The sequence below is a fragment of the Proteus sp. fly-1089 genome, from assembly GCF_040138965.1.
GTDB lineage: Bacteria > Pseudomonadota > Gammaproteobacteria > Enterobacterales > Enterobacteriaceae > Proteus > Proteus vulgaris_B.
The window spans coordinates 205,854-229,988 of record NZ_JBEETS010000007.1; the positions used below are offsets into that span (position 1 = coordinate 205,854).

24 protein-coding genes are annotated in these 24,135 nt (G+C 37.4%); 14 read left to right on the forward strand and 10 right to left on the reverse strand.

The genetic code is table 11. The features are described from left to right. Positions 1-93: 93 nt before the first annotated feature. From gorA to fic, 4 genes are all read left to right on the forward strand, one after another. Complete coding sequence (gene gorA / locus ABN080_RS15250; protein WP_349441439.1) at positions 94-1,449, forward strand: glutathione-disulfide reductase; 1,356 nt, start codon at positions 94-96, stop codon at positions 1,447-1,449. A 638-nt stretch (positions 1,450-2,087) separates the two neighbouring features. After that, entirely contained in the window at positions 2,088-3,509 is a 1,422-nt protein-coding gene (locus ABN080_RS15255; protein ID WP_349441442.1) for an NAD(P)/FAD-dependent oxidoreductase, read from the forward strand. Between the two features lie 44 nt (positions 3,510-3,553). Beyond that, positions 3,554-4,051, forward strand: a complete 498-nt coding sequence (locus ABN080_RS15260; RefSeq protein WP_072068788.1) for a RidA family protein — start codon at positions 3,554-3,556, stop codon at positions 4,049-4,051. 135 nt (positions 4,052-4,186) lie between these two features. Continuing rightward, complete coding sequence (gene fic / locus ABN080_RS15265; RefSeq protein WP_349441443.1) at positions 4,187-5,263, forward strand: protein adenylyltransferase Fic; 1,077 nt, start codon at positions 4,187-4,189, stop codon at positions 5,261-5,263. Positions 5,264-5,325: 62 nt separating this feature from the next. Here fic and ABN080_RS15270 read toward each other — a convergent pair whose 3' ends face one another. Further along, the gene (locus tag ABN080_RS15270; protein WP_164526821.1) at positions 5,326-6,306 is read right to left on the reverse strand and encodes a LacI family DNA-binding transcriptional regulator; all 981 of its coding nucleotides are present in this window, start codon (positions 6,304-6,306) and stop codon (positions 5,326-5,328) included. A 216-nt stretch (positions 6,307-6,522) separates the two neighbouring features. Between ABN080_RS15270 and ABN080_RS15275 the strand changes: the two genes are divergently transcribed. Then, positions 6,523-8,184 carry an alpha-glucosidase gene (locus ABN080_RS15275; protein ID WP_197269797.1) on the forward strand — a complete coding sequence of 554 codons (1,662 nt, stop codon included), beginning with the start codon at positions 6,523-6,525 and terminating at the stop codon, positions 8,182-8,184. 43 nt (positions 8,185-8,227) lie between these two features. On the opposite strand, the gene mobB is transcribed toward ABN080_RS15275, so the two are convergent. Both mobB and mobA read right to left on the reverse strand, forming a co-directional pair. Further along, a complete protein-coding gene (gene mobB, locus ABN080_RS15280; protein ID WP_196554363.1) occupies positions 8,228-8,758 on the reverse strand; it encodes a molybdopterin-guanine dinucleotide biosynthesis protein MobB in 531 nt (176 codons plus the stop codon). 11 nt (positions 8,759-8,769) lie between these two features. Then, on the reverse strand, positions 8,770-9,354 hold the full coding sequence (gene mobA, locus ABN080_RS15285) for a molybdenum cofactor guanylyltransferase MobA (RefSeq protein WP_196554362.1): 585 nt from the start codon (positions 9,352-9,354) through the stop codon (positions 8,770-8,772). A 220-nt stretch (positions 9,355-9,574) separates the two neighbouring features. Here mobA and ABN080_RS15290 point away from each other — a divergent pair, with 220 nt between their 5' ends. From ABN080_RS15290 to polA, 4 genes are all read left to right on the forward strand, one after another. After that, positions 9,575-9,844, forward strand: coding sequence for a YihD family protein (locus ABN080_RS15290; protein WP_196554361.1), 270 nt, complete (start codon positions 9,575-9,577; stop codon positions 9,842-9,844). A gap of 14 nt (positions 9,845-9,858) precedes the next feature. Further along, positions 9,859-10,854 (forward strand): serine/threonine protein kinase, encoded by a 996-nt coding sequence (locus ABN080_RS15295; protein WP_196554360.1) that lies wholly within the window; start codon positions 9,859-9,861, stop codon positions 10,852-10,854. 20 nt (positions 10,855-10,874) lie between these two features. After that, a complete protein-coding gene (gene dsbA, locus ABN080_RS15300) occupies positions 10,875-11,498 on the forward strand; it encodes a thiol:disulfide interchange protein DsbA (protein ID WP_072068781.1) in 624 nt (207 codons plus the stop codon). A gap of 640 nt (positions 11,499-12,138) precedes the next feature. Further along, positions 12,139-14,937 carry a DNA polymerase I gene (gene polA, locus ABN080_RS15305; protein ID WP_349441445.1) on the forward strand — a complete coding sequence of 933 codons (2,799 nt, stop codon included), beginning with the start codon at positions 12,139-12,141 and terminating at the stop codon, positions 14,935-14,937. A 52-nt stretch (positions 14,938-14,989) separates the two neighbouring features. Here the strand turns inward: polA and ABN080_RS15310 are convergent, their stop codons facing one another. Together ABN080_RS15310 and def are read right to left on the reverse strand one after the other, a co-directional pair. Beyond that, positions 14,990-15,448, reverse strand: a complete 459-nt coding sequence (locus ABN080_RS15310) for a hypothetical protein (protein ID WP_349441447.1) — start codon at positions 15,446-15,448, stop codon at positions 14,990-14,992. A gap of 169 nt (positions 15,449-15,617) precedes the next feature. Beyond that, positions 15,618-16,136 carry a peptide deformylase gene (def, locus tag ABN080_RS15315; RefSeq protein WP_072068779.1) on the reverse strand — a complete coding sequence of 173 codons (519 nt, stop codon included), beginning with the start codon at positions 16,134-16,136 and terminating at the stop codon, positions 15,618-15,620. 286 nt (positions 16,137-16,422) lie between these two features. Between def and spfP the strand changes: the two genes are divergently transcribed. Then, positions 16,423-16,470, forward strand: coding sequence for a small protein SpfP (gene spfP, locus ABN080_RS18275; protein ID WP_438361642.1), 48 nt, complete (start codon positions 16,423-16,425; stop codon positions 16,468-16,470). Positions 16,471-16,621: 151 nt separating this feature from the next. Here the strand turns inward: spfP and yihA are convergent, their stop codons facing one another. Further along, positions 16,622-17,254: a ribosome biogenesis GTP-binding protein YihA/YsxC gene (gene yihA, locus ABN080_RS15320; protein WP_109408929.1), complete on the reverse strand. Its 633-nt coding sequence runs from the start codon at positions 17,252-17,254 to the stop codon at positions 16,622-16,624. Between the two features lie 270 nt (positions 17,255-17,524). Here yihA and ppiA point away from each other — a divergent pair, with 270 nt between their 5' ends. From ppiA to argD, 3 genes are all read left to right on the forward strand, one after another. Continuing rightward, positions 17,525-18,094 (forward strand): peptidylprolyl isomerase A, encoded by a 570-nt coding sequence (ppiA, locus tag ABN080_RS15325; protein WP_349441449.1) that lies wholly within the window; start codon positions 17,525-17,527, stop codon positions 18,092-18,094. A gap of 374 nt (positions 18,095-18,468) precedes the next feature. After that, positions 18,469-19,044, forward strand: coding sequence for an aminodeoxychorismate synthase component II (locus tag ABN080_RS15330; RefSeq protein WP_196554357.1), 576 nt, complete (start codon positions 18,469-18,471; stop codon positions 19,042-19,044). 117 nt (positions 19,045-19,161) lie between these two features. Next, positions 19,162-20,376: a bifunctional acetylornithine/succinyldiaminopimelate transaminase gene (gene argD / locus ABN080_RS15335; RefSeq protein WP_349441451.1), complete on the forward strand. Its 1,215-nt coding sequence runs from the start codon at positions 19,162-19,164 to the stop codon at positions 20,374-20,376. 96 nt (positions 20,377-20,472) lie between these two features. Here the strand turns inward: argD and crp are convergent, their stop codons facing one another. Beyond that, positions 20,473-21,105, reverse strand: coding sequence for a cAMP-activated global transcriptional regulator CRP (crp, locus tag ABN080_RS15340; RefSeq protein WP_004246872.1), 633 nt, complete (start codon positions 21,103-21,105; stop codon positions 20,473-20,475). A gap of 313 nt (positions 21,106-21,418) precedes the next feature. Here crp and ABN080_RS15345 point away from each other — a divergent pair, with 313 nt between their 5' ends. After that, entirely contained in the window at positions 21,419-21,826 is a 408-nt protein-coding gene (locus ABN080_RS15345; RefSeq protein ID WP_197269801.1) for an OsmC family protein, read from the forward strand. A gap of 88 nt (positions 21,827-21,914) precedes the next feature. On the opposite strand, the gene ABN080_RS15350 is transcribed toward ABN080_RS15345, so the two are convergent. From ABN080_RS15350 to ABN080_RS15360, 3 genes are read right to left on the reverse strand one after another with little or no spacing between them, the layout of a single operon-like run. Beyond that, positions 21,915-22,784 (reverse strand): phosphoribulokinase, encoded by an 870-nt coding sequence (locus ABN080_RS15350; RefSeq protein WP_072068774.1) that lies wholly within the window; start codon positions 22,782-22,784, stop codon positions 21,915-21,917. Between the two features lie 60 nt (positions 22,785-22,844). Further along, complete coding sequence (locus ABN080_RS15355) at positions 22,845-23,066, reverse strand: YheU family protein (RefSeq protein WP_036933921.1); 222 nt, start codon at positions 23,064-23,066, stop codon at positions 22,845-22,847. Then, the gene (locus ABN080_RS15360) at positions 23,063-24,043 is read right to left on the reverse strand and encodes a hydrolase (protein ID WP_072068773.1); all 981 of its coding nucleotides are present in this window, start codon (positions 24,041-24,043) and stop codon (positions 23,063-23,065) included. Before ABN080_RS15360 ends, ABN080_RS15355 begins: the two co-directional genes overlap by 4 nt. Between the last annotated feature and the right edge of the window lie 92 nt (positions 24,044-24,135).

Below are 24,135 nucleotides of genomic sequence, written 5' to 3' on the forward strand. Positions count from 1 at the left end.
GCTATGTATTAAACTTTGTCATAATAGACTTTATGACATGAAAGACTTAGCCTGTGAGTTACCTATTTTTCTACAGATAAATGGATCAGAGAAATGACGAGCAAACATTACGATTATATCGCCATTGGTGGCGGTAGTGGCGGTATCGCATCAATTAATAGAGCTGCAATGTATGGCCAAAAATGTGCATTAATTGAAGCGAAAGCATTAGGTGGCACTTGTGTTAATGTGGGCTGTGTACCTAAAAAAGTGATGTGGCATGCAGCGCAAATTGCCGAAGCTATTCATCAATATGGCCCTGATTATGGTTTTGATACGACGGTTAACCGTTTTGATTGGGATACGCTAATTAGTAGCCGTTCTGCTTATATTGACCGTATTCATCAGTCTTATGACCGTGTATTAGGTAATAATAAAGTTGATGTTATCCAAGGATTTGCTCGTTTTGTTGATGCTAATACGATTGAAGTCAACGGGGAGAAAATTACTGCCGATAATATTCTGATTGCAACAGGCGGTCGTCCTGTTCAACCTAATATTCCAGGCGCCGAATATGGCATTAATTCTGATGGTTTCTTTGAGCTAAAAGCATTACCAAAACGTGTTGCTGTCGTTGGTGCTGGTTATATTGCAGTAGAACTTGCTGGTGTGTTAAATGCTTTAGGAAGTGAAACACATTTATTTGTACGCAAACATGCTCCACTGCGCAATTTCGATCCATTAATTGTTGAAACTCTGCTTGAAGTGATGGAGAGCGAAGGACCTAAGCTACATACTCACGCGATCCCTAAAGCTGTGATCAGAAACTCAGATGGTAGTTTAACGCTACAACTGGAAAACGGCACAGAACAGACCGTCGATACTTTAATTTGGGCAATTGGTCGCGAGCCTGCAACTGATAACCTAAATCTGGCAGTAACGGGCGTTGAGTTAAATGAAAAAGGTTATATCAAAGTCGATAAATTCCAAAATACCAATGTAAAGGGAATTTATGCTGTGGGTGATAATACTGGTGCGGTTGAATTAACCCCAGTTGCAGTTGCTGCAGGCCGTCGCCTATCAGAGCGTTTATTTAACAATAAACCTAATGAGCACTTAGATTATTCGAATATCCCTACAGTTGTCTTTAGCCATCCAGCTATTGGTACTGTTGGTTTAACAGAACCTCAAGCTATTGAGCAATACGGTACTGATCAAGTGAAAGTGTATAAATCCTCTTTCACTGCAATGTATAGTGCCGTCACTCGTCACCGCCAACCTTGTCGTATGAAACTCGTTTGTGTTGGTGCAGATGAAAAAATTGTGGGTATTCATGGCATTGGTTTTGGTATGGATGAGATGCTACAAGGTTTTGCTGTTGCATTAAAAATGGGTGCAACGAAAAAAGACTTTGATGATACTGTGGCAATTCATCCAACTGCGGCTGAAGAATTTGTCACCATGAGATAAGCAACAAGAGTGCTGATTTCAATTTAGCGAGATAAAAGGCTAGAGTTTACGCTCTAGCTTTTTTATTGTGGTTTTTCTGTATCAAATATTTTTTTCCTTCAAAGCTTATTCAATCTCTTTCTTATCCCATCTTATTTTGTATTTAGTCACCTACATTTCCACAACAGCATATTCATCTACATATTGATGAATAAACCCGACATTAAGTGAAATTATCCATTTTGTAAGAAAAGTGACTACATAGTCATTATTGACTCTTTTATTTATGTAATCGTGCGGTGCTTTAGCTTGTTTTGTAAACAGTAATTTACAGAGTATCTTCATCATTTGTATCAAAATGTTAATTATTTAAACAATTATATTTTCTGTTAATAATTTATTCTATTAATGTGAATTTTCTTATTTATCAATAAATAAGAGTGTTTTTCTTTTGTGGGCAATTCAATAAATGATGAGTTTCTATGAGAAAAAACGATTAAAGTAACCATATTGTATCTATGGATATTATTATTCTAGTAAATGATTAACAAATAATTATAATTATTAACATTATAATGAACTATGGTATTATTCAACTTTAAAGAAATAAACGAATAACATTATAAATATAAATGGTAAATCCATTACTGAGGTAGAAGATGAAAATTTCAAGGAGAAAGCTGCTTTTAGGTGTTGGTGCTGCGGGTGTTTTAGCCGGTGGTGCTGCGCTAGTTCCAATGGTTCGCCGTGATGGCAAATTCGTTGAAGCTAAGTCAAGAGCATCGTTTGTTGAAGGTACCGAAGGTGCTCTACCTAAAGAGTCTGATGCTGTTATTATTGGTGGTGGTATTCAAGGTATCATGACCGCTATCAACCTTGCAGAACGTGGCATGAGTGTCACTATTTTAGAAAAAGGTGAGATTGGTGGTGAACAATCAGGCCGAGCATACAGCCAAATTATTAGTTATCAAACATCACCAGAAATTTTCCCATTACATCATTACGGGAAAATCTTATGGCGTGGCATGAATGAGAAAATTGGTGCAGACACCAGTTATCGTACACAAGGCCGCGTAGAAGCACTTGCTGATGAAAAAGCGTTTGATAAAGCCCAAGCATGGATCAAAACAGCAAAAGGATCTGCCGGATTTGATACACCATTAAATACTCGCATTATTAAAGGTGAAGAGTTATCAAACCGCCTTGTTGGCGCACAAACACCATGGACTGTTGCCGCATTTGAAGAAGATTCAGGCTCTGTTGATCCAGAAACAGGAACACCAGCATTAGCGCGTTACGCTAAGCAAATTGGCGTGAAAATCTACACCAATTGTGCGGTAAGAGGCATTGAAACTGCTGGTGGTAAAATTTCTGATGTTGTAACAGAAAAAGGTGCAATTAGAACATCTCATGTTGTTCTTGCTGGTGGTATTTGGTCACGTTTATTTATGGGGAACATGGGCATTGATATTCCAACGCTGAATGTTTACTTATCACAACAACGTGTATCTGGTGTACCTGGCGCACCTCGTGGTAATGTGCATTTACCAAATGGTATTCACTTCCGCGAACAAGCTGATGGAACTTATGCGGTTGCTCCACGTATTTTCACAAGCTCTATCGTCAAAGATAGCTTCTTGTTAGGGCCTAAATTTATGCACCTGCTTGGTGGCGGTGAGCTACCATTAGAATTTTCTATCGGTGAAGACTTATTTAATTCATTCAAGATGGCAACCTCTTGGAAATTAGATGAAAAAACACCGTTCGAACAATATCGTATTGCAACAGCAACACAAAATACTGAGCACTTAGATGCGGTCTTCCAAAGAATGAAAACGGAATTCCCAGTATTTGAAAAATCACAAGTTGTTGAACGTTGGGGAGCAGTTGTGAGTCCAACCTTTGATGAGTTACCGATTATTTCTGAGGTCAAAGAATACCCAGGTCTGGTTATCAATACTGCGACTGTATGGGGTATGACTGAAGGTCCAGCAGCAGGTGAAGTGACTGCTGATATCGTAACAGGTAAGAAACCCGTTATTGATCCAACACCATTTAGTATGGATCGCTTTAAGAAGTAATAACCCCTTGTTTTACTGTAAATTAAACATATTAAGGAGTTTTCATGCGCTATAAAAGTTTACTTGTTGCCCTACCTTTTATTTTTGGTGTAGCAAGCGCAAATGCAGCGGAGAATGTTGTGCATCATAAATTAGACGGCATGCCTATTTCAGAAGCAGTTGAAATTAATGCAGGCAACAATCTGGTTTTCTTAAGTGGTAAAGTCCCTACTAAGAAATCAGCAAATGCACCAGAAGGTGAATTAGCTTCTTATGGTAATACAGAAGAACAAACCATTAATGTTTTAGAGCAAATCAAAACTAACTTGAATAATCTTGGTCTTGATATGAAAGACGTTGTTAAGATGCAAGTATTCTTAGTTGGTGGTGAAGAAAATAATGGCACTATGGACTTTAAAGGTTTCATGAACGGCTACTCTAAGTTCTATGATGCTTCAAAGACTGATCAACTGCCAGCACGCTCAGCGTTCCAAGTTTATAAACTGGCGAATCCTGCATGGCGTGTAGAAATTGAAGTTATCGCTGTTCGTCCTGCAAAATAAGAACGATAGTTTTTACTCTATTTCGACGTAAAACATAATCAAATAAAATGCTAAAGAGGGGAAACTTTCTTTGGCATTTTTTATGGTATCGATATGTTATGGTGATATATCGATAAAATTGGTTTTTATAAACATATGAGCTGGTCTCCTAAAATACCCTATAACGATCTCCCACTCTTACCTCCAGATCTGGAACTCATTGAAACGCGAGAAATATTAAAAGCGTGCATCAATGCGCGTTCGGCAATTGCTGAGTTGAAAACTGCGGGGGAGTTAATTCCTGATCAGGAATTATTGATAAATATCCTTTCAATATTGGAAGCAAAAGACTCTTCACGAATCGAAAATATTGTAACAACCAGTGATCAGCTTTTTCAGTATATTGACTATCAAGCCCGTGCTGATCCTGCAACTAAAGAAGCGCTTCGTTATCGCACTGCTCTTTATGATGGTTATACTCATCTTGAAACTTATCCACTCTGCACTAACACGGCGATAGCAATCTGCACCAAATTACGCGCAATACAAACTGATGTAAGAAAAACCCCAGGTACCGTATTACGTGATCAGAATAAGCATGTAGTGTATACGCCACCAGAGGGTGAAGAAGCTATTCGTAATTTGCTGTCAAATTGGGAGCGTTTTATACACAATGAAGATGATCTAGACCCATTAGTAAAAATGGCTATTGCACATTATCAGTTTGAATGTATTCATCCATTCCCTGATGGGAATGGCAGAACGAGTCGAATACTCAATATTTTGTATTTAATTCAAAGCGGATTACTGACATTACCTATTCTTTATTTATCTCGCTTTATCTTGGAAAAGCGAGATGATTACTACATGCTTTTACGTAAAGTGACAGAAGAAGGAGATTGGGGATCTTGGATATTATTTATGTTAAAGGCTGTTGAAAACACATCTCAATGGACAACTAATAAAATATTATCTATACGTCAATTAATGGAAGAAACAATGGACTATGTGCGTGAAAACCTTCCTAAAATATATACTCATGAGCTAGTTCAAGTCCTTTTTACACAACCCTATTGCCGAATTGATAATCTTGTTCAACAGGGGATAGCTAAACGGCAAACTGCATCAGTATATCTCAAGCAATTAGTTGAAATTGGTGTATTGGAAGAAATGAGTGTTGGTCGTGAAAAACTGTATCTCAATACAAAATTACTACAAGAGTTAAATCAATAACATTTTTATTGCCTCTCTAACTTAGAGGCAATAAGAGAATAATTGGCTTCATAATATAAGTCCTAACTACTTTCACCTTGAATAAACTTCACTGGAATAACAGAGACGTTATCTGTTATTTCTTTATTTTCAATTAATGCACTAATTACTTCTACACTTTTTTCAGCCAGTTGTTCAAAGGGCTGTTCAATACAGGTTAATTGGCGCAGCGTTTGATTTAGCCAAGGGCTTCCGTCGTAAGCAACGATTTTCAATTGCTCTGGGATGGCAATATTTCGTCTGGTTGCTTCATTAAATAATGCCATCGCGGGAATATCAGCAGCAAAGATAGCATCAATATTGGGATGTTGTGTCAGTATTTTTGTCGCAAATGTATGGAAGTAATCTTTCTCTTCTTCTTTCCAATTTACTTTTGCAGGAATAGGCGTAATACCGGCTTGAAGTAATGTGTCTTTAAACGCTACACAACTTTGATAAGAGGGTGTGGAAGATAAATAGCTGGAATTATCTTCGATGTAGAGGATTTTTTTGCAACTTTTTTGAATAAGGTGTTCTGCGGCTAATCGACCACCAGTATGGTGATCAGAACAAACCAATGGAATATCAAGAAGATGACGGTCAAGTGTTACTACTGGTTTTTGAATGTGCTGATATTCTCTGTCATCCAATAGTAGATACTCTGCAATAATACCGTCAATCTGACCTCGTTTGAGCATATCAAAAAATATACGTTCGCGTACTTTGCTATTTTGTGTTGCGCATAACATCATGCTATAGCCCTTCTCGGCGAGTTTATTTTCAATAAAACGAGTTACTGTTGCAAAATAAGGATACTCAAGGCTATTAATAATGACGCCAACAACAGCACTCTTTTGTTGATATAAATTTCTTAGCCAGGTATCGGGAATATAATCTAATTCCTCTACCGCTTTTTTTATTTTTTCTCGTGCCGTTTGAGAAACATAGCCACTGTTATTTAGCGCTCTTGAAACAGTGCTTGCGGCGACATTAGCTTTTTTTGCGACATCACGGATCCCGGCCATTGAATATGCTGTTGCTCCTTTCAATTAGTTGATTGTCTAATATATCTTAATCTGATTAAGACAAAATCCTCTTTAATGAGGTAATTGTGTTTTTTTAGTATGAGCTATTTCACATTTTAGTATGTTAATTACCTTATCCGCTATTTTAGTGCCTATAGTATCTTATATTAAATATGGAACAGTTCCATATATAGTGATTACCTTGGTGAGGTGAATATGTCTAATAATTGGTGGAAAGAAGCAGTGGTCTATCAAATTTATCCTAAAAGTTATTACGATAGTAATGGTGATGGTATTGGGGATTTAGCAGGGATCACAGAAAAATTAGATTATATTCAATCACTAGGCACTAATGTTATTTGGTTATGTCCTATTTTTAAATCACCTATGAAAGACAACGGTTATGATATTGCTGATTATTCTGTTGTTGATCCTATTTTTGGTGATAATAAGGTATTGGATAAACTGATCAATGAAGCTAAAAAACGTGATATTAAAATTCTATTAGATTTAGTATTAAATCACTCTTCAGATGAACACCCTTGGTTTAAAGCAGCAATCGAAGATCCTAATAGCCCTTATGCGGATTATTATATTTTTAAACAATGGGATAAACCGACTCCACCTAATAATTTACGTACTTATTTCGATTGCTCTGTTTGGAGCCGCGTAGGAAATACTGACCGATGGTATTTTAATTCATTTGGCCCAGAGCAGCCGGACTTAAATTGGGAAAATCCACAATTACGTAAAGATATTATCGATATGATAAATGTCTGGATCAAAAAAGGTGTTGCTGGATTTCGTATTGATGCGATTGGTAATTTAAAAAAATCCCCTGAAGCATTATCTGAATATCAATTTGAACCTGATAAAGATGATGGTTCCGCTTCTTTAGTGCCTTGGGTTCTGAATCAACCAGGAATTGATAAGTTTTTAACTGAATTAGTTGAGAATACTTTTAAGCCTGCGAACAGTATGACGGTTGCAGAAATTGATGTGCCAGAAAAAGATTTACGAGCCTATGTCGGCGAAAATGGTTATTTCTCCATGGTGTTTGATTTTAGCATTGCCGATTTAGATATCCGCAATGAAAAGCCATTTACAATTAATCCCATTACAGGTGAAAGATTAAAACCTGTATTTATCAAAAGCCAATTAGATACTCAAAGAGTAGGATGGGGAGCACCTTATTTAGAAAATCACGATCAGCCTCGTTCATTAAATAAATTTCTCCCTAAAGGTGCGATTACCCCCATTAGTGCCAAAATGTTAGCAACGTTTTTATTAACGCAACGGGGCACGCCTTTTATTTATCAAGGGCAAGAAATCGGTATGACAAATTGCCCGATGACATTGGAAGAGCATGATGATTTACATGTGTTTAAATTACACGAGTGGGGCAAGAAATTAGGTTATAGCGATAAGCAAATTATTGAATATTTTAATGAACGCAGTCGTGATAATTCAAGAACGCCTTTTCAGTGGAATAGTGATATTAATGGGGGTTTTAGTACAGGCAAACCATGGTTAAAAGTTAATCCTAATTATACGCAGATTAATGCAGAGCAAGAGACTGAAGATAAGCACTCTCTTTTTGCCTATTACCAACAATTAATTGCATTAAGACGCCATTCAGAAATCAGCGATATTTTAATTTATGGTGAGTTTTCACCTTTATTCTCGCCTGAAAATGTAATTGCCTTTAAGCGTACTTATCAAAATAAATCAGTCAATATTTACTGTAATTTTAGTGGAGATGAAAAATCACTGACGCTTAAAGCGAAACAAATTTATCTGCATAACAGTCCAATAGTTGAAGATGTGCAAGGGCATCTTATTCTTCAACCTTATCAGGCTATTATTTTTAATGAGTAGCCAATGAGTTGTTATAGATACTCACTGAAAAATAGAGCGCCTTTTATGGCGCTTTATGATTAATGCGTTTCAGCCAATCTGCAATAAATTGTGCGATAGCTTCTGGGTTATTGATATCTAATAGTGGAAAATCAATATTCAAATTGCAATCACTGGCGACAGCAATTACATGTTCATCCAGTAACTCATTAAAATTACGCTCGTTAATATGGCGATAAAGGGCAATTTTAGGAATAGTTTCACCTTTAAAGCCCTCCACTAAAATCAAATCTAATTTGCTGGCATCAAAGCGAGAGGCAAGATAATAAAGATCCAATTCAGGTAATTCGGGTGTTTCAGTCATTAATGCCCAGCGTTGTTGGCTTGCAACTAATGTCTGGTCGGCACCTGCTTTTCTGAGTTCATAGCTGTCTTTTCCAGGTTTATCAACATCCATATCGTGATGAGTGTGTTTTATCATTCCTACACGAATTTCTTTTTTACGTAATTGTGGGATAAGTTGCTTGAGTAGTGTGGTTTTACCGGTTCCACTCCATGCGGTGATCCCTAAAAGAGGTAAGTCGAGTTGTGCCATATTTTTCACTCCTATTTTTTTAATTGGTTGGCTTTTGCAATATCGTCAGGGGTGTTTAAGTTAATAAAAGCACTGGCTTGATCAGCAAATAAAACGGGGTGTGCATTTATCTGTTTCATAAACAGCATTAATTTTCGATCACCTTGTGCTAAATAGGCTTCTAGCATAGGAATAATGCTACGATTCAATAGTGCTAGTGTAGGGTGCTCTCTTTCACCATCATCAACATAAACAGCCAAAGATTCTCCTTTTTGTTCATAGAGTGTCTCAACTAAATTGAGTGGAAAATAAGGCACATCACAAGGCACAAAGGCAACCCAAGGTGTGGATGCTTGCTTTAATAGTGTCAGCATACCGGCCAAGGGGCCGGAAAATCCTTCTATTTCATCAGTAATAACAGGATATTGGCTTTGGCGATATTGCTCTAGATTTCGATTAGCACTAATCAATATGCCATCAACTTGGGGAGCTAGTTTTTGGGCAATGTGGAGGTATAAAGGTTGTCCATGCAGAATTTGTAGCCCTTTATCCGCGCCGCCCATTCGAGTTGCTTGGCCTCCAGCGAGTATGCCACCTGTAATATTCTTCTTTTTCATATTCAATATTTGTGAATGAATTGGCTAAAATTTACGAACGATTTTTATCAAGCAAAGACGATATACTAATAAAAAGTCTCGACTTAGTGAGATTTCATATAAAGCAACAGCAATTTTTATCAAAAAAGCGTAATCTTTACGCATATTGACAGAGGTTTCCTTTTTCTATCAGATAATAATTGGTACTTTGTTGTTGTCATTAATAATAAGGATTTTTTGTATGAAATGTCACCGTCTTAATGAAGTTATGGAATTACTGCATCCAGTTTGGGAAGAGAATTCTGATTTAAACTTAATTCAATTATTGCAGAAACTGGCTAATGAAGCGGGTTTTAAAGGTCAATTATCTGATCTGACTGATGATATTTTGATTTACCATCTGAAAATGCGAGATTCAGCACCAACAGATGTTATACCAGGACTAAAAAAAGATTACGAAGAAGATTTTAAAACCGCTATTTTACGCGCCCGCGGTGTAATTAAAGATTAAGTTCAGGATAGAAAATGGAAATATCTGCCTCATTTAATTTTCAGGGACTTTCACCTGATAACATTTGGGATGCATTAGTTAAAATCGGTTTTTATCCTGAATCAGGGTTAACTGAATTAAATAGTTATGAAAATCGTGTTTTTCAATTTATGGATGAACATAGACAGCGTTATGTGGTGAAATTTTATCGCCCTCAGCGTTGGTCATATGAGCAAATAAAAGAAGAACATGAATTTGTTTTAGCACTAAAGGAAGCTCAAGTATCAGTTGCAGCCCCTTTAATCATTCATAATGAGACAGTCCATCTTTCTGATGACGGGTTTTATTTTGCATTATTTCCTAGTATTGGTGGAAGGGCATATGAAACGGATAACTTATTTCAACTAGAAGAAGTAGGACGCACATTAGGGCGCATTCATCAAATAGGTAGAAAAAAGAGTTATCAGTATCGCCCAACCCTTTCTATTGCAGAATATCTGATGGCACCAAAATTAGAATTTGAAAATAGTGCATTAATTCCTAATAACCTTAGGTCTCAGTTTATTGAGGTGATTGATAAACTTATTCATGAAGTGAGTCCCCGAATAGAAGACTCCACATGGCAAATATTACGACTACATGGGGATTGCCATCCCGGTAATATATTGTGGCGTGATGAAGTTGTAATGGTTGATTTTGATGACTCTCGGATGGGAGCCGCAGTACAAGACTTTTGGATGTTATTAAATGGTTCAAAGCAAGAGCAAATTATACAATTAGATACAATCCTTGAGTCTTATTATGAATACCAAGATTTTGATTTACGAGAATTGTCATTAATTGAACCGCTAAGAGCGATGAGAATGGTGCATTATCTTGCATGGGTATTAAAGCGCTGGAATGATCCGGCCTTTCCAAGAGCTTTTATTTGGTTTCAAGAACAAGATTTTTGGTTTAAACAATTAGCCTTATTCAAGGGACAAGTGGAGCAATTAAATGAGCCTCCTTTACAACTTAGCCCAATGTATTAATTCTTAGGAGACGATGAAACATGAAAAAGATTTGGTTGGCGTTAGCAAGTATGGTGTTAGCATTCAGTGTATCTGCTGCAGATATTTCTGAAGGAAAACAATATACTAATCTTTCCAAAACTGTCAATGCAGCGCCGGACGTTGTTGAGTTTTTCTCTTTTTATTGCCCACATTGTTACCAGTTTTCTGAAGTCTATAAAGTCAATAGCACTGTTGAAAAGAACGTACCAGAAAATACCAATATGGTTCGCTATCATGTTGATTTTTTAGGGCCTTTAGGCAAGGACTTGACCCGTTCTTGGGCTGTGGCAATGGCATTAGGTGTTGAAGATCAAGTTTCTCCTGCTTTATTTAAAGGTATCCAAGAAACTCAATCTATTCGTTCTGTTGATGATATCCGCAATACTTTTATTAATGCTGGTGTTAAAGGCGAAGACTATGATGCAGCAATGAATAGCTTCGTCGTTAATTCCTTAGTGAGCCAACAACAAAATGCTGTCGCTGATTTCCAAATTAATGGCGTGCCAGCTATGATCGTTGGTGGTAAATACAAGATGAAAAATGATGGTATTAGTGCTAAATCACCAGAAGAATATGCGAAAACATATTCTGATATTGTGAATCAATTATTGTTAAAAAAATAGTATAGGCTTAATTCTTTCTTATATGGATTAAGTAAAAATATATAGTTTTTATATGGAAAATAGCACTCAGTAAATAAGAGTGCTATTTTTTTTGCTTTCATAAATTTGTCATAATATAACTATCCACATTAATGAAAAATGTTTTTATTAAATTATAATATCTTAATAAATTCGCTAAGTGATTGATTTTTTAATTGTGTTAATAAAGTAAAAAGAAAGGTAACTTATTAATATAGAGAGAATTAAAAAACTACTCACAGAGTTATCCACAGGTTGTTGTGAGGTTTGTTGGATAGTTGAAATCTTAATGGGAAAAAAGTGACACTAATATGAACGTTAATATTAATGATGAATCAATGACGCTATCCTAAATCGTTTTTAAACAAAGTTGTCAATGTGATTTTTAGCCTTTATTTTTAATTAAGAATAGATTAATAGAAAGGGCTTTTGATTAAAATTTGTTTTAATTAATATTAAGTTATCATTAGCACTTATTCTTTTCGGTTAAATTCTGTTAACAATAAATAATTGACCTTTTACGCCGAATTTCCACATTTAAGAACAGGTAATATTCGTCTATTGGGCTGTGATGTGGCATTCTAGTCATATCAACGAACCTCAGAACAATGATGAACAGATTATGGTCCAGATAGCAGAAAACCCCTTTATCCTTGTAGATGGCTCCTCATATCTTTATCGCGCCTATCATGCTTTTCCACCGCTAACTAATAGTCAAGGTGAACCAACTGGTGCGATGTATGGCGTGTTGAACATGTTACGTAGTTTGATAATACAGTATAAACCAAGCCATGTTGCGGTTGTGTTTGACGCTAAAGGTAAAACATTCCGTGATGAATTGTATGAGGAATATAAATCTAACCGTCCTCCAATGCCGGATGATCTACGCGAACAAATAGCACCTTTACATGAAATGGTACAAGCAATGGGCTTACCTTTGTTATCTATTTCAGGTGTGGAAGCAGACGATGTCATTGGAACACTGGCACTAAAAGCTGCTGCTGACGGACGTGATGTCCTAATAAGCACAGGTGATAAAGATATGGCACAGTTAGTGACGCCAAAGATCACGCTTATTAACACTATGACCAACGTTATTTTAGGTCCCGATGAAGTTAAAGAAAAATATGGCGTCCCTCCTGAACTGATTATTGATTTCCTTGCATTAATGGGGGATTCATCAGATAACATTCCAGGAGTCCCTGGTGTCGGTGAGAAAACTGCATTAGGGCTTTTACAAGGTATTGGTAGTTTAAACGATATTTATCAACAGCTTGATAATATCGCAACGTTGAGTTTCCGTGGCGCTAAAACACTTGGCGCTAAAATGGCAGAGCATGAGAAAGTGGCAAAACTTTCTTATAAGCTGGCAACGATTAAAACGGATGTTGAGCTCGATAAAACGTTTGATGATTTAGTGGTTAATGAGCCAAATTTAGATCAATTATTAGAGATGTTCACGCGTTATGAATTTAAACGCTGGATAAGTGATCTGCAAAATGGTGGCTGGTTAGCACAACGTAGCACTCATAAAGTTGCGGTGCCTTATAGCTCTGACGTCGCAAAACCCAAAGAAGCATCTATATCGGCTAATTTTCCTGTGATCACACAAGAGAATTATGAGGCGATATTAACGCACGAAAGCTTAGCGCACTGGGTTGAGCTTCTTAAAAAAGCCCCAGCATTTGCATTTGATACAGAAACTGACAGCTTAAATAATATTGATGCGCGTTTAATTGGAATGTCGTTTGCGATAGAGCCAGGTAAAGCGGCTTATATCCCGTTACGTCATGAGTATTTAGATGCACCAGACCAACTTCCTGTGGATGATGTTCTTGCAGCATTAAAGCCTATTTTAGAAGATAAAAATATCTTAAAGATTGGGCAAAACTTGAAATTTGACCGTGGCATTATGGAAAATGAAGGCATCGAGTTAAACGGTATCCATTTTGATACGATGTTGGAATCTTATGTGCTAAATAGTGTTAGTAATCGTCATGATATGGATACACTAGCTGAAAAACATTTAAACCATAAAACTACCACGTTTGAAGAAATTGCGGGTAAAGGTAAAGGGCAACTAACTTTCAATCAAATTGAGGTTGAACAAGCAACGCTATATGCAGCTGAAGATGCCGATATCACTTTATTACTCCATCAAGCGCTGTATCCTCAAATAGAAGCTATTGAACCGCTTAAACATGTTTACCGCGATATTGAGATGCCATTAGTACCTGTGCTTTCTAGAATGGAACGCAAAGGAGTATTAATTGATGCTCAAGTTTTAGCCGTTCAATCTCAAGAAATCACACAACGTTTAGCTGAAATTGAAAAAGAAACGTTTGCACTAGCTGGCCAAGAATTTAATCTCTCTTCACCTAAACAGTTACAAGAAATCTTATTTGATAAACTGCAATTACCTGTTATCAAGAAAACCCCGAAAGGGGCACCATCGACGAATGAAGAAGTATTAGAAGAGTTAGCGCATAGCCATGAGTTACCACGTTTAATTTTAGAACATCGCGGACTTGCGAAACTAAAATCTACCTATACTGATAAATTACCATTAATGGTGAATAGTAAGACAAAGCGTGTACATACTTCTTATCATCAAGCTGTGACGGCAACCGGTCGTTTGTCATCACGAGATCCTAATCTTCAAAATATTCCAGTGAGAAATGAAGAAGGGCGCCGTATACGCCAAGCCTTTATTGCACGTGAAGGATTTAAAATTGTTGCAGCCGACTATTCACAGATTGAGTTGCGGATAATGGCGCATTTATCGCAAGATAAAGGTTTGTTAGATGCTTTTGCTCAAGGTAAAGATATTCACCGTGCAACCGCATCTGAAGTGTTTGGCATACCTTTAGAGGAAGTGACCTCTGAACAACGTCGTAGTGCGAAAGCGATCAACTTTGGTCTTATTTATGGCATGAGCGCATTTGGCTTATCTCAACAAATTGGTGTTGAGAGAAGAGAAGCTCAACGTTATATGGATCTCTATTTTGAGCGCTATCCTGGCGTATTGGATTATATGGAGCGCACTCGTAAACAAGCTTCTGAGCAAGGCTATGTTGAAACGTTGGATGGTCGTCGCCTCTATTTACCTGAAATTAATTCAAAGAATGCAATTCGTCGTAAAGCTTCAGAACGTGAGGCTATTAATGCACCAATGCAAGGTACTGCTGCTGATATCATCAAAAAAGCAATGATTGCCGTAGATCATTGGATTTGTAATGAATGCCCTGATGATGTGCATATGATCATGCAAGTACACGATGAATTAGTGTTTGAAGTGCGAGGATCTTATTTAGAGAAAGCAAACACCATGATCCACAAATTGATGGAAGGTAGTATGGAATTAGCTATTCCATTAAAAGTCGAAGTGGGTGTGGGTAATAACTGGGATGAAGCACATTAATTTTTAATATTATTCTTTAATAGAAAGGGCACAGAATTGTGCCTTTTCTTGTTTAAGCTTTAGTGTCAGGAGTAAGCTCTGATTCTTCAAATTCAATAAAATCTTCGTGCAAACCTTGGATTAGCCTGCCTGTTGTTGTGCCTGTGTCATCAAGTTCCATCAAAGACCAACCTACGTTGCCATTAACACTATAAAGATAGCCTTCATCAAGCATATCAATTACCTTACCAATAATTGATTTACCATAGGCATGGAGTAATTCTTTAAGTTCTTGTTTATCAAATTGGGACGCTAGTTTTTGATATATCTCGGTGGCCTCATCAGAGTAAATATCCATTTCACTGATATTTTCCTCAACATCACGATAGATATCGGTGAGTCCTTTTAACACAAGGAAGCGTGCAAACTGTGGAATATTTTCTTGTAATTCACTATTTGCCCATGATTTTGGGTTTGTTGCACCAGCTGCTTTGAGTTGTTCACATAAATCCATAAATTGACTATTTTCCATTTTTACCTCAATTGATGTGCTAATAAGATTTATATTTATTGTATAAGTGATGGCAAGAAAAACAGCGAGAATTTATCTGTATTAAGGTAGGAAAAAGAAAAGCTCGGTTAATTGCCGAGCTTTTTTATGTCAAAACTTATCAAAATGTGAAAAAGAGATAAGTGAATAATTAAGCAACTTGTGAATCGATCAGCTTGCTTAATTTCTTCTGTTTTTTCTCAATACGTTGGCGTTTTAACGGAGACAAATGGTCAATAAAGAGTTTGCCATCAAGATGGTCTAACTCATGTTGAATACAGCCTGCAAACAAATCGGAGGCTTCAAGTTCAATTTCATCACCATTTCTATCTAATGCTTTCACCTTTAAGAAGCGGTAACGCTCTGTTGGGGCAAAAGAATCAGGAATAGATAGACACCCATCCATCATATCCATCACTTCATCTTCAGTGCTGATAATTTCAGGATTGATTAGGGCAATCGGTTGATCTCGGTTTTCAGAAACATCAATAACAACAATGCGTTTAGATACATTAACCTGAGGTGCCGCTAAGCCAATACCTCGTTCTGCGTACATGGTTTCAATCATGTCATCGATTAATGTGCGTATTTCGTTATCTACTTTTTCCACTGGTACTGCAACTCTGCGCAGACGCTCATCGGGAAAACGCAGCAGCGTTAATACAGCCATGGATACCTCATTTTATCGCTAATTACATATTTACTACGGTCTCGCGGTAAGCGTATCACAAAATCATTAAGGAGAAACCGCACCTTTTGTGTGATTTGTTCTAATTTTAATCATATTCATCTAGGTGATTAAAGTCTCATAATTATGTAATTAAACTACATTTATTTATGGTTTGAATACATAAAGACGTAGCTGAATCGTGTCTGCATGTGAAAAAAAATTACAAAAGGGCTTTTATTAACCAATAAAATAGAGTACATTATCTCTCGTAGGGTACAGAGGTAAGATGTTCTATCTTTCAGACCTTTTACTTCACGTAATCGGATTTAGCTGAATATTAGCTGCCCCAGTCGACTTTATTTCGACTGGGGCATTTTTTTGCCTAAAATTTGCTGAAGTGGTTTATGCTAGAAGTGAAAGGGGAAAGGTAATTTTCCCCTAATCAATAAAAGAATAGTCAGTTTCTGGATAGGAAAAAGAAGAGATTAAACGTTATTGTCATTTACAGGCGCTTCTTCTTTGCCTGAGTACCATTCATTAAGTGTGTTACGTAGCTTATCAATACCAATTTTTTTCAATGATGAAAAATATTCGATACGAATATCACCGACTTTACTTGCTAGTGCATCACGTACACTCATCAATTGTTGTTTACGGGCACCAGATGCCAGTTTATCGGCTTTAGTCAGTAAGACGAGTGTAGGAAGTTCAGACTCAACAGCCCAGTCAATCATTTGCATATCGAGGTCTTTTAGTGGATGACGAATATCCATTAAAATAACCACACCTTTTAAGCACTCTCTTTTTTGTAAGTACTCGCCTAAAGAACGTTGCCATTTGCGCTTCATTTCTTCAGGAACTTGAGCATAACCGTAGCCAGGTAAATCGACTAAGCGTAAACCCTCTTCAATTTGGAACAGATTGATTAATTGAGTACGACCTGGGGTTTTACTGGTTCTTGCTAACCCATTTTGTTGGGTTAATGCATTTAAAGCACTGGATTTACCGGCATTAGAGCGACCCGCAAAGGCAATTTCAATCCCTGTATCTGGTGGTAAATGGCGGATATCAGGCGCACTGATGATGAAATGTGCTTTTTGGTAATTAAATTGGGCCATTATGGTATAAACCTCTCTGAAATAATGCGGCTTCTCATGCATACTCATTTCAATTCTGCGTGAGAAAGAATATCTAAAATATCTATTTGCTCTATTTTGGCGCAATTTAATGACTTATAACAGAGCTTAAAAATTAAAATTTACTCTGTTATGACGTAATTAGACTTATTAAGCGTAAATAAAGGTAAATGATTGGCACTATTTACCTCAGCGAATTAGAATCCCTGCATATTAAGTAAGTTGTAGACTATTAAAGTAAAGGATCCCTGCATGTTAAAACGTTTTCTTGTCACCTTCGTTACCGCTTGCACTTTAACAACAGCGACTTTTGCAATGGCAACGGGAGAAACCTTCGTTAAATTAGTCACCTCTGAAGGCAATATTGAAATATCACTGGATAATAAAAAAGCCCCAATAACAACGAAAAATTTTATTCAGTATGTCGAAGATGGATACTATAACGGCACAATTTTTCATCGTGTTATCCCCGGTTTTATGGTTCAAGGCGGTGGTTTCACCGCTGATTTGCAACAAAAGCAAACCAGAGCACCTATTAAAAATGAAGCAGATAATGGGTTACGTAATGTAAAAGGCTCTATTGCTATGGCACGTACGTCGGATAAAGATAGTGCAACCAGCCAATTCTTTATTAATGTGGCTGATAATGCCTTTTTAGATCACGGGCAACGTGATTTTGGTTATGCCGTATTTGGTAAAGTTGTAAAGGGTATGGATGTGGTTGATAAAATTTCACAAGCACAAACCCGCAATATCGGTCCTTACCAAAATGTGCCAGTAAAAACGGTTACTATTTTATCTGCTGAAGTCGTAAAAGAATAAACGCATTATTAGGATAGGATATTTACGTATTCTAATAAGATAAAATGCATATAAACCGGAATGGAAGTATTCATTCCGGGATTTTTAGTACGAAAAAAATATTTTTTATCGTCTGTTTTTTCGTGTGATCTCCTGCAATAAGTATTCATTACACTATTAATCACTGTATTCATCATCAATTACCGTCATTATTGTTATTGCGCAATAAATCAGCAGATTTTCTTGCTTACTATTCATATTTTATACCTGTGCTATGATAATCGGCTTTGTTGTACCCAAGTCGGTTAAACAACGAGCTATTTTGGCAAATATACACTCGCTTTAAAATAGTAATAAAATAGATAATGATAAGAAAATCAGTCGGATAGGCTAATATGCTGTTACTTATTGATAATTACGACTCGTTTACCTACAACCTCTATCAGTATTTCTGTGAATTGGGTGCTGAGGTTGTTGTTAAGCGTAACGATGAGATTGACCTTAAAGAGATAGAAAAGATGATGCCAGCACATCTTGTTATCTCGCCAGGACCTTGTACTCCTGATGAAGCAGGGATCTCTCTTGAGGCTATACAGCGGTTTGCCGGTGAAATCCCTATTCTTGGCGTTTGTCTTGGACATCAAGCAATAGGACAAGCTTTTGGTGCATCTGTTATCAGAGCACGAGAAGTTATGCATGGTAAAAATTCATTGATACATCATAACCAACAAGGTGTTTTTAAAGGACTTAATCGCCCTTTAAGTGTAACGCGCTATCACTCTTTAGTGATAGATGCTACGACGCTACCAGTGCCTTTTGAAGTAACGGCATGGAGCCAACATGATGGAAATGTTGATGAAATTATGGGAATTCGCCATCGTACACTTCCAATTGAAGGGGTTCAATTTCACCCAGAAAGTATTTTAAGTGAACAAGGGCATGAGTTATTAAATAATTTTCTTAAATATTAATAGGATAGTATTTAAATAGCGAAATAACACCTTTTTATACAAAACCACATTTGATTTTTTATTCATATTTAGTGATTATATTTTCATATTGAATATGAATAACGATCAGGTGGGGTAATGACAAAGCAAAGTATCAACCGGGCAACTTACGATCAAGTAATGTTGCCAATTTATTCACCCGCAGAGTTTATTCCTGTCAAAGGAATGGGTAGCCGTGTTTGGGATCAGCAGGGAAAATCGTATATTGATTTTGCTGGTGGTATTGCTGTTTTAGCACTGGGGCATGCTCATCCTGGCCTTAATCAAGCCTTGAAAGAACAAAGTGAGCAGCTTTGGCATGTTAGCAATATATTTACTAATGAACCTGCATTACGTTTAGCGCAAAAATTAATAGATAACACATTTGCGGAACGTGTCTTTTTTGCTAATTCAGGTGCAGAAGCGAATGAAGCCGCATTTAAATTGGCTCGTCATTATGCCATCACTCGCCATAGTCCTTATAAAACTAAAATTATTGCTTTTCATCATGCATTTCATGGCAGAACTCTGTTTACAGTATCTGTCGGTGGGCAGCCTAAATATGCAGATGGTTTTGGTCCTAAGCCTGCAGATATCGTGCACGTTCCTTTTAATGACTTAGATGCGGTTAAAGCGGTAATGGATGATCACACTTGTGCCGTTGTACTAGAACCAGTTCAAGGTGAAGGTGGCGTAACGGCGGCAACACCTGAGTTTATGAGAGGGCTACGTGAGCTGTGCGATAAGCATCAAGCACTACTTGTTCTTGATGAAGTACAAACAGGTATGGGGCGTACAGGTAAGCTTTTCGCTTATATGAACTATGATGTGATACCAGACATTATTACAACCGCAAAAGCACTAGGAAGTGGTTTCCCTCTCAGTGCGATGTTAACAACACATGAGATAGCTTCTGCAATGGGTGTAGGGACTCATGGTACAACTTATGGAGGTAATCCACTCGCTTGTGCAGTGGGCAATGTCGCATTTGATTTAATTAATACGCCTGAGGTACTTGAGGGTGTAGAAAAGCGTTATCAATGGATTGTAGATGAGCTCACGGCAATAAACCAAACCTACAACGTCTTTTCGCAAATCCGTGGACAAGGATTATTGATCGGTGCACAACTCGCACCACAATATGAAGGTAAAGCCAAAATACTATTAGGATTAGCTGCAAAGCATGGTTTAATGATGTTAAATGCAGGCGCTGATGTTATGCGTTTTACGCCATCATTAATTATTACCCAAGAAGAGCTACAAGAAGGAATGGTAGCATTAAAAGCGGCTATTGCGGAGTTTGTAAAAGAATAGTCCTTATTATAAACCCCATCACAAGAATGGGGTTTATACAGATCTTTTTATCAATAGCCCTTTGTATCGGGCTATTGTTTGTTCGGGCGGGGAAACTTAGCGAGTCCCGTAAACGACGATTGTTTTACCGTGTGCAGAGATCAGGTTTTGATCTTCCAACATTTTCAGAATACGGCCTACAGTTTCGCGTGAACAACCAACGATTTGACCGATTTCCTGACGTGTAATTTTAATTTGCATGCCATCAGGATGCGTCATAGCATCGGGTTGTTTTGCTAAGTTTAGTAAGGTTTGTGCAATACGACCTGTTACATCAAGGAAAGCAAGGTTACCTACTTTTTCTGATGTGGTTTGTAATCTGTTCGCCATTTGAGCTGACAGGCGCATCAGAATATCAGGGTTAACCTGAATTAATTGGCGGAATTTTTTATAGGAAATTTCTGCTACTTCACAGGCTGTTTTTGCTCTAACCCATGCACTACGTTCTTGATCTTCTTCAAATAATCCAAGTTCACCGATGAAATCCCCCTGATTCAGGTAGGAGAGGATCATTTCTTTCCCTTCTTCATCTTTAATAAGAACAGCCACGGAACCTTTAACAATATAATAAAGTGTTTCCGCTTTCTCACCTTGGTGGATCAGCGTGCTCTTGGATGGATATTTGTGAATATGGCAGTGTGACAAAAACCATTCAAGAGTCGGGTCTGTTTGCGGCTTGCCGAGAACCATTCGCGTTATCCTCTGTACGTTAAATGCAGCCTTTCAAAACGGATGGACTCCCTTTTGAGACAGCGTGCTTAAAAATCCTATCTTGACCTATTAACTTCCTGAGAACACGGTAAGTTAATATGGAGTAGATTATAATAAATGAGAAAATAATGCATTGATCTTAACCACTATCATCAAGCAGATATTGTTTTTAACACAATTAGTGCATTAAGTCTCGTTTTACGCAGTCAGCATAATAAACCTATTTGCTAATTGCTAGTTGAATTATGAGAATGTACTCTTTTAGTTTCTGTCATGTTTAGAGGGAAAATAAATGGAAGCACGAGTTAAGTGGGTTGAAGATTTATCTTTTGTTGGTGAGTCTTCATCAGGTCATCAAATAATGATGGATGGGAACTCTGGCGATAAAGCACCAAGCCCAATGGAAATGGTCTTAATTGCTGCGGGGGGATGCAGTGCGATTGATGTCGTTAGTATTTTACGCAAAGGGCGACATCAAGTCACTGATTGTGAAGTAAAATTAACATCAGAGCGTCGCGAAGAAGCCCCTCGTTTATTTACTGATATCAATTTACATTTTATTGTTTCAGGTAAAGAACTCACAGATAAAATTGTTGAGCGAGCTGTTCAATTATCTGCAGAAAAATATTGTTCCGTCTCTTTAATGTTAGGAAAAGCAGCTAATATTACACATTCATTTGAAATAAAAGATACTGAGTAAATTTGATATTTTAAAATAAATTTTAATCAGGAAATAATATCCCTTAAATAAGGGGATATTATTTTTATAAAAATAGAGTTTATTTTTGTTAACTGATCTTTTCGCCATTTAATAATTTTTTGACTAATGGCGCCATAATTAATTCCATCGCTAATCCTAATTTTCCACCAGGCACCACAATCGTATTTATTGTTGACATAAATGAGCCATGCAACATTGCCAGCAAATAAGGAAAATCAATATCAGTTAAGCCTCTAAAGCGAATAACAATAAAACTTTCATCAAGAGTTGGGATAGCTTTAGCTGAGAATGGGTTTGATGTATCGACGGTAGGGACTCGTTGAAAGTTGATGTGAGTACGCGAAAATTGCGGAATGATATAGTTAATATAATCATCCATTGAGCGCACCACTGAATCTCTTACGGCTTCTTGTGAATGACCCCGTTCAGTTGTGTCTCGGATAAGTTTTTGTATCCACTCAAGGTTAACGATAGGGACAACACCCACTAATAAATCAACATGCTGTGCGACATCATGTTCATCAGTGACAACACCTCCGTGTAATCCTTCATAAAAGAGTACATCGGTATTATTGGGTAATGATTCCCATGGTGTAAAAGTTCCTGGTAATTGATTGTAGGGCGTCGCTTCATCATAAGAGTGTAAATATTTACGTGATTGGCCCTGTCCTGTTTCGCTATAGTGGCTGAATGTGGAACTCAGTAGGCTAAAATCATTTGCTTCAGGGCCAAAATAGCTAATATGTCGCCCTTGTTCTTTGGCTTTCCTTATCGCCATATCCATTTCAGGGCGAGTATAGCGATGAAAACTATCTCCATCAATTAAAGCAGAATGTGCATTAAGTTGTTGGAATATCTTACGAAAAGCTTGGCTCGTGGTAGTCGTTCCTGCTCCACTTGAACCAGTAACCGCGATGATAGGATGTTTGACTGACATAGATTATCCTTTTGCAAATAAGGTTAGCCCTTATTGGTGGCGATATTGCGCTCTGGGTGATCAATCAGAGCGAAACTGCGATGCAGGCATAATATTGACGCTTTCATGAAGTTCTGACCAAACTAACACGGCTTCACCGGATTTAAGTTGTTTTTTTACGTCGGCGACTTTTTGTTCTAGCGTCTTCTCTTGGATACCATAATCAGTGCCTTCTCGTAAAACGAAACTTTCAATAAGATTGTCTAGTGTCTCAGTGGAAAGTTCGTTCCAAGGTATTATCATTTGGTTTTCTCCAAATAAGCGGACAACCAGTCAGGTATCCGATTTTCAAGCCACATCACGGGTTTAGAAAGCTTGCCACTAACAAAACCCACATGCCCGCCAAATTCAGTAAGTTGATATTCAATATTATTCGGTAGTGTTGTGATATCAGGAATAACATCCGCAGACATAAAAGGATCATCTTTAGCGTGAATAATCAGTGTTGTTTTCTTTATTTTATTTAATAAAGGCAAAGCACTGCATTGACGATAGTAATCAAGGGCATCTTTGAACCCATGAATTTTAGAGGTAATCAGATCGTCAAATTGGCGTAGCTTTTTGATGGATTTTATTGTCAACAAACTAATTGGCAATGATTCAGGATAGCGGATCAGCTTGCGTGTTGCGTTATTTTTTAGTCCTTTTAATAGATACCATTGGTAAAAACGGGAAAAACCATGCTCAATTTTAGCTGAACAAGGCTCTAACATTAATGGTGCTGATACAATAACAGCTGCATCTACAACGGCATTTTCACCACTCTCAGCAAGGTAATAAGCGAGCATGTTACCTCCAAGAGAGTAGCCAACAGCCGCTGTTGGCTGTTCACCAAATTCCTTTTTTAGCCAATTTAAAAAGTAGCGAGCATCTTCGGTTTCACCTGAGTGATAGATGCGTTTTTGTCTATTGGGTTCGCCACTGCATCCTCTAAAATGCATCACAACACTTAGCCAGCCTCTCTCTTTTGCTGCTGATAACATGCCATGAACATAAGGACTGCTAAAGCTTCCTTCTAAACCATGAAAGATAACTAGCCTTGGCTTATCGAGAGCCATTTTAGGATCTTCACTCCATGCCAAATCGACAAAATCATTATCAGGAAGGTTTAGTCGTTGCCAGTAAGGCGTTAATAGTGGTGTTCTACGCACTATTCGTGGTAAAAGCGTTTGTAAATGTGGATTTTTAGCCCAACGCATTGGATTAAAGTATTGAGACATATTTTCCGTCTATCAAAATGAATTAACACTTGTTTGCTAAATAACATACTGCTATTTTCGGTGAAAATAAAACATCTGTCACATCTTTGAGC

Bases quoted from the DNA above. Each gene is read 5' to 3' on its own strand.
- yihA (WP_109408929.1), bottom strand. From the start codon at position 17,254: ATGGCCCAATTTAATTACCAAAAAGCACATTTCATCATCAGTGCGCCT.
- ABN080_RS15345 (WP_197269801.1), top strand. From the start codon at position 21,419: ATGGAAGCACGAGTTAAGTGGGTTGAAGATTTATCTTTTGTTGGTGAG.
- polA (WP_349441445.1), top strand. From the start codon at position 12,139: ATGGTCCAGATAGCAGAAAACCCCTTTATCCTTGTAGATGGCTCCTCA.
- dsbA (WP_072068781.1), top strand. From the start codon at position 10,875: ATGAAAAAGATTTGGTTGGCGTTAGCAAGTATGGTGTTAGCATTCAGT.
- ABN080_RS15275 (WP_197269797.1), top strand. From the start codon at position 6,523: ATGTCTAATAATTGGTGGAAAGAAGCAGTGGTCTATCAAATTTATCCT.
- ABN080_RS15350 (WP_072068774.1), bottom strand. From the start codon at position 22,784: ATGTCAGTCAAACATCCTATCATCGCGGTTACTGGTTCAAGTGGAGCA.
- ABN080_RS15255 (WP_349441442.1), top strand. From the start codon at position 2,088: ATGAAAATTTCAAGGAGAAAGCTGCTTTTAGGTGTTGGTGCTGCGGGT.
- crp (WP_004246872.1), bottom strand. From the start codon at position 21,105: ATGGTTCTCGGCAAGCCGCAAACAGACCCGACTCTTGAATGGTTTTTG.
- mobB (WP_196554363.1), bottom strand. From the start codon at position 8,758: ATGGCACAACTCGACTTACCTCTTTTAGGGATCACCGCATGGAGTGGA.
- argD (WP_349441451.1), top strand. From the start codon at position 19,162: ATGACAAAGCAAAGTATCAACCGGGCAACTTACGATCAAGTAATGTTG.
- ABN080_RS15290 (WP_196554361.1), top strand. From the start codon at position 9,575: ATGAAATGTCACCGTCTTAATGAAGTTATGGAATTACTGCATCCAGTT.
- ABN080_RS15355 (WP_036933921.1), bottom strand. From the start codon at position 23,066: ATGATAATACCTTGGAACGAACTTTCCACTGAGACACTAGACAATCTT.
- ABN080_RS15295 (WP_196554360.1), top strand. From the start codon at position 9,859: ATGGAAATATCTGCCTCATTTAATTTTCAGGGACTTTCACCTGATAAC.
- fic (WP_349441443.1), top strand. From the start codon at position 4,187: ATGAGCTGGTCTCCTAAAATACCCTATAACGATCTCCCACTCTTACCT.
- ppiA (WP_349441449.1), top strand. From the start codon at position 17,525: ATGTTAAAACGTTTTCTTGTCACCTTCGTTACCGCTTGCACTTTAACA.
- ABN080_RS15270 (WP_164526821.1), bottom strand. From the start codon at position 6,306: ATGGCCGGGATCCGTGATGTCGCAAAAAAAGCTAATGTCGCCGCAAGC.
- def (WP_072068779.1), bottom strand. From the start codon at position 16,136: ATGGCTGTATTAACGCTGCTGCGTTTTCCCGATGAGCGTCTGCGCAGA.
- gorA (WP_349441439.1), top strand. From the start codon at position 94: ATGACGAGCAAACATTACGATTATATCGCCATTGGTGGCGGTAGTGGC.
- ABN080_RS15330 (WP_196554357.1), top strand. From the start codon at position 18,469: ATGCTGTTACTTATTGATAATTACGACTCGTTTACCTACAACCTCTAT.
- ABN080_RS15260 (WP_072068788.1), top strand. From the start codon at position 3,554: ATGCGCTATAAAAGTTTACTTGTTGCCCTACCTTTTATTTTTGGTGTA.
- ABN080_RS15310 (WP_349441447.1), bottom strand. From the start codon at position 15,448: ATGGAAAATAGTCAATTTATGGATTTATGTGAACAACTCAAAGCAGCT.
- mobA (WP_196554362.1), bottom strand. From the start codon at position 9,354: ATGAAAAAGAAGAATATTACAGGTGGCATACTCGCTGGAGGCCAAGCA.
- ABN080_RS15360 (WP_072068773.1), bottom strand. From the start codon at position 24,043: ATGTCTCAATACTTTAATCCAATGCGTTGGGCTAAAAATCCACATTTA.